This is a genomic window from Curtobacterium sp. B8 (genome assembly GCF_000333315.1).
GTDB classification, from domain to species: domain Bacteria; phylum Actinomycetota; class Actinomycetes; order Actinomycetales; family Microbacteriaceae; genus Curtobacterium; species Curtobacterium luteum.
The window spans coordinates 1-4,371 of record NZ_BACW01000052.1; the positions used below are offsets into that span (position 1 = coordinate 1).

The following is a 4,371-nucleotide window of genomic DNA, read 5'->3' on the forward strand; positions in this document are numbered from 1 at the left end:
GCTCCGGCGTGTCCGTCCCCGCGCGGTGGGCCTCGAGCAGCTCGTTGAGGTCGCGCATCATCTCCGAGACGGCGGCGCGGTCCTCGTCGGTGGCGTTCTCGAGCGCCTGCTTCATGCCGGCGAAGCGCTGGTCGAGGACCTCACGACCGAGCAGGTCCTTGATCTCCTCGTACTTCTGCCGGGCGGTCGGGCTCTTCCAGTCGTAGCCGCCGAGCTCCTGCACCGCGGCCGCGGGGGACGGCGGCAGGCTGTCGAGCTGCATCTCGGCGAGTGCGCGGTCACCGTCTTCGAGGTCGATGTTCCGCGCGAGTTCGCCCCGCTCGGCCAGCACCGCCTCGTCGAGGAGCTGCTTGACCTGCTGCAGCGTCCCGTCGAGGTTGTTCCGGCTCGTGAGGTCGCGCCGGCGCTCGGCCACGCGGCGCATGAGGTCGTCGAGCCCGCGCTGCGTCCGCCCGCCCCTGCGGAGGAACTCCCGCAGCGCGCGCTCGGGCGACGTGCCGCCCATGACGTCCTCGCCGATGGCGTCGAGCGCCTCGGACAGGTCGACCGGGGGCGCGAGGGGGTCCGGCCCGCCCTCGTACCTTCCGTAGCGGGCGTCGCGGGTGAGGCGCCGGTTCTGGCGGCTAGCCATAGACGGCCTCGCCCCCTCCGGACTCCTTGCTGATCTTGCGCGCGAGGAACAGGCCCTCGAGGGCGAGCTCGATCGCCCCGGCCCGTTCGCCGTCGTCGTTCGCCCCGAGGCGCTCGCACACCTGGTCGTACACGTCCGACTCACCGATCGGGGGCAGGCCCGCGAGGAAGTCGCGGGCGCTGACCTGCTCGCCCGTCGTGACCATCGTGCCGCCGTCGAGCGCCTCGACCAGGACGCCGAAGTCGATGCCGCGGAAGCGCTCCCGGACGGTCTCGGCGGTCGCCGTGCGGAGCAGGTGCTCGAGCACCTCGTCCGCACGGTCTTCTTCGCCGTTCTCGAACTCGATCTTGCCGCCGAGGACGTCGACGGCGGTCTCGAGGTCGATGGGCCGGGCGACGGCGTGCTCCTCGCCCTGACGGGCTGCGCGGTGCACGGCCGCCGCGGACACGGTCTCGGCGCCGGCGATCGCGAAGCGGGCGCTCACACCGCTGCGTTGGTCGACGGCGCTCGACTGCCGGAGCGCCCGGGTGAACCGGGCGAGGATCTCGACGAGGGCGTCGGGCACGTCCGCGGTGAGTGCGGCCTCCTGCTTGATGACGGCGATCTCGTCCGCCAGCTGGATCGGGTAGTGGGTGCGGATCTCGGCGCCGAAGCGGTCCTTCAGCGGGGTGATGATCCGGCCGCGGTTCGTGTAGTCCTCCGGGTTCGCACTCGCCACGACGAGGACGTCGAGCGGCAGTCGCAGCACGTAGCCGCGGATCTGCACGTCCCGCTCTTCCATCACGTTGAGCATGGCGACCTGGATGCGCTCGGCGAGGTCCGGGAGCTCGTTGATCGCGACGATGCCCCGGTGTCCGCGCGGGACCAGGCCGAAGTGGATCGTCTCGGGGTCGCCGAGGCTGCGGCCCTCCGCGACCTTCATCGGGTCGACGTCGCCGATGAGGTCCGCGACGCTCGTGTCGGGCGTCGCGAGCTTCTCGACGTAGCGGTCGTCGCGGTGCCGCCACTCGATCGGCATCGCGTCGCCGAGGTCGGCCGCCCGCTGGACGCTGGCGGTCGTGATCGGTTCGAACGGGTGCTCACCGAGCTCGGAGCCGGCGATGACGGGCGTCCACTCGTCGAGCAACCCCTGCAGGGTGCGGAGCAGTCGGGTCTTGCCCTGGCCGCGCTCGCCGAGCAGGACGACGTCGTGCCCGGCGATGAGGGCGCGTTCGAGCTGCGGGATCACGGTGGTCTCGAAGCCGTGCAGGCCGGGCCACGGGTCGCGGCCCTCACGGAGGGCCTGGAGGAGGTTGTCGCGGATCTCGGCGCGGACCGACTTCTGGACGTGACCAGAAGCGCGGAGCTCGCCGACCGTACGGATGTCAGGTCGGGTCACGTCGCCGACGGTACGCCTCGCCTCCGACACACACCAGTGGACGGACGAGGTGACCAGGGACGGTCTGGGCCCACGCCGCCGGTTCCGGGGCGACGCGCCAGCGGCGGACCGGCCGTGCCGGTGGGGAGAGGCGCGTGGCGGCGCCGCACCGAGCCTCCAGTCCGCTTGTGGGTTGTCATCGCACTTGCGATGATTGTGACTTCGGCGCCGGAGCCGGGTTCGAGTAGGGGGATCCGGCTCCGCGTCGGAACCGCTCGGACCGCACCTGCGAACCACCTGCGCGTTCCCGGCGTAGGTTCTCCATCCGTGAGCAGCACAGTCAAGAGTCTCGTACCGGCCCGGATGGACCGGCTGCCGTGGACCAGGTTCCACTGGAGCGTCGTCGTGGGCCTCGGTGTCTCGTGGGTCCTCGACGGCCTCGAGATCCAGATCGTCTCGAACGCGGGGTTCCAGAAGGACCTCGACCTGACAGCGCAGGCGGTCCTCAACCTGGGGACGATCTACCTCGTGGGGCAGGTGGTCGGCGCGATCGTCTTCGGCCGTCTGTCCGACAAGCTCGGGCGCCGGAAGCTGTTCATCCTGACGCTCGCGATCTACCTCATCGGGTCGGGGATCGCCGGTCTCGCGCAGGACTTCTGGTTCCTCGCGGCGTTCCGGTTCGTCGCCGGTCTCGGCATCGGCGGCGAGTACGCGGCGATCAACTCCGCGATCGACGAGCTCATCCCGTCGAAGTACCGCGGGCACGTCGACATCGCGATCAACGGCACGTACTGGGGCGGCGCGGCCCTGGGCGCGTTCGCCAACATCTACCTGCTCGACCCGTCGATCTTCGCGGAGAACATCGGGTGGCGCATCGGGTTCTTCCTCGGGCCGGTGCTCGGCATCGCGATCATCTTCCTGCGGCGGCACATCCCGGAGAGTCCTCGCTGGATGATGACCCACGGCAAGGAGGAGGAAGCCGAGCGAACGGTCTCGGAGATCGAGGCGTCCGTGGAGCGCTCGACCGGTGAGCGGCTGCCGGACGTCGACCCGTCGAAGGCCATGACGGTGACGCCGTTGGACAACGTGCGTTTCCGCACCATCGTCAAGGTGCTGTTCAAGCAGTACCCGAAGCGCACGCTCGTCGGCGCGACGATGATGATCACGCAGGCGTTCCTCTACAACGCGATCTTCTTCAGCTACGCGCTCGTGCTCACGAACTTCTTCGGGCTGAAGACCTCGCAGACGTCGGTCTACTTCTTCCCGTTCGCGATCGGCAACCTGCTCGGGCCGCTCATCCTCGGTCGGTTCTTCGACACGTGGGGCCGTCGGCAGATGATCTTCCTGACGTACCTCGTGTCGGGGCTCGTGCTCGCGACGTCGGCGTTCCTGTTCCGCGTCGACGCCATCAGCGCCACCGTGCAGGTCGTCTTCTGGTGCGTCTCGTTCTTCTTCGCGTCGGCGGGTGCGTCGAGCGCCTACCTGACGGTGTCGGAGATCTTCCCGCTCGAGCTGCGGTCGCAGGCGATCTCCTACTTCTTCGCCCTGGCACAGATCTTCGGTGCGATCGCCCCGGCGATCTACGGCGCGTTCATCGGGGACGGCTCGTCGCGTGAACCGCTGTTCTGGGGGTACCTGCTCGGCTCGGCGGTGATGATCATCGGCGGCGTGATCGCCTTGGTCTTCGGGGTGGACTCCGCCCGGAAGGGGCTCGAGGACATCACCCAGCCGCTCTCCGTCCTCACGGGCGAGGAGGAGCCCGCGAAACAGCGGTGACATTCTGGATGCAGAGTGTTTAGCGCACGTGCGCGGCGCGTGCCACGCTCACCCGCATGGCACTCCTCCACAAGACGCTCGACGCGCTGACGATCCACGACGGTCACCGTCCCGACCCGGACGGTGGCCGTCGTGCGTGACGCTGGCGGTGTGGAACGCAGACCTGAACGACGCCGGCCCCGACGGCCCGACCAACTCGCCGTGCGACGCAGTCTGCTGCGTGACGCGGTGTTCGCCATCGTGCTCGAGAACGTGCTGCTCGGCGTGTACCGGCGGGGCGAACGGCTCCGGCTCGAGCAGCTCGCCGAGGACCTCCGGGTCTCGCGCACCCCGGTCCGCGAAGCCCTGGCCCCGCTCGAGTCGCTCCGCCTGGTGTCGGTGCAGCGGTACGTCGGGGTGGTCATCGCGCACTGGTCGGCCGAGCAGATGTGCGAGCGGCTGCGGATCGCCCGGACGATGCTCGTCGAGCCGCCCGGTGACGGCACGGGGACGTCGGAGCGCTTCGACCGGCGGGTGATCGCGGACTGCCGGTCCGAAGCCGGGTGCTTCGTCGAGCTCGCCGCGTGGGTGCTCCGGCGGTCGGGGGCGTCGGTGTCCGCGGACGGGT

The 4,371-nt window shown here is 69.9% G+C and carries 3 protein-coding genes and 1 pseudogene; 2 read left to right on the forward strand and 2 right to left on the reverse strand.

Going from position 1 to position 4,371, the window contains the following annotated elements; translation table 11 throughout:
• Both I59_RS01515 and I59_RS01520 read right to left on the reverse strand, forming a co-directional pair.
• Positions 1–631 (reverse strand): annotated as a pseudogene (locus I59_RS01515) (hypothetical protein); the annotation flags it as partial.
• Positions 624–2,009, reverse strand: coding sequence for an AAA family ATPase (locus I59_RS01520; protein WP_031272378.1), 1,386 nt, complete (start codon positions 2,007–2,009; stop codon positions 624–626). The gene I59_RS01520 and the pseudogene I59_RS01515, both read right to left, overlap by 8 nt.
• 306 nt (positions 2,010–2,315) lie before the next feature.
• Between I59_RS01520 and I59_RS01525 the strand changes: the two genes are divergently transcribed.
• A complete protein-coding gene (locus I59_RS01525; protein WP_022902368.1) occupies positions 2,316–3,764 on the forward strand; it encodes an MFS transporter in 1,449 nt (482 codons plus the stop codon).
• 201 nt (positions 3,765–3,965) lie between these two features.
• Positions 3,966–4,371 (forward strand): GntR family transcriptional regulator (locus I59_RS23100; protein WP_031272380.1); only part of this gene is annotated, 406 nt, incomplete at its 3' end.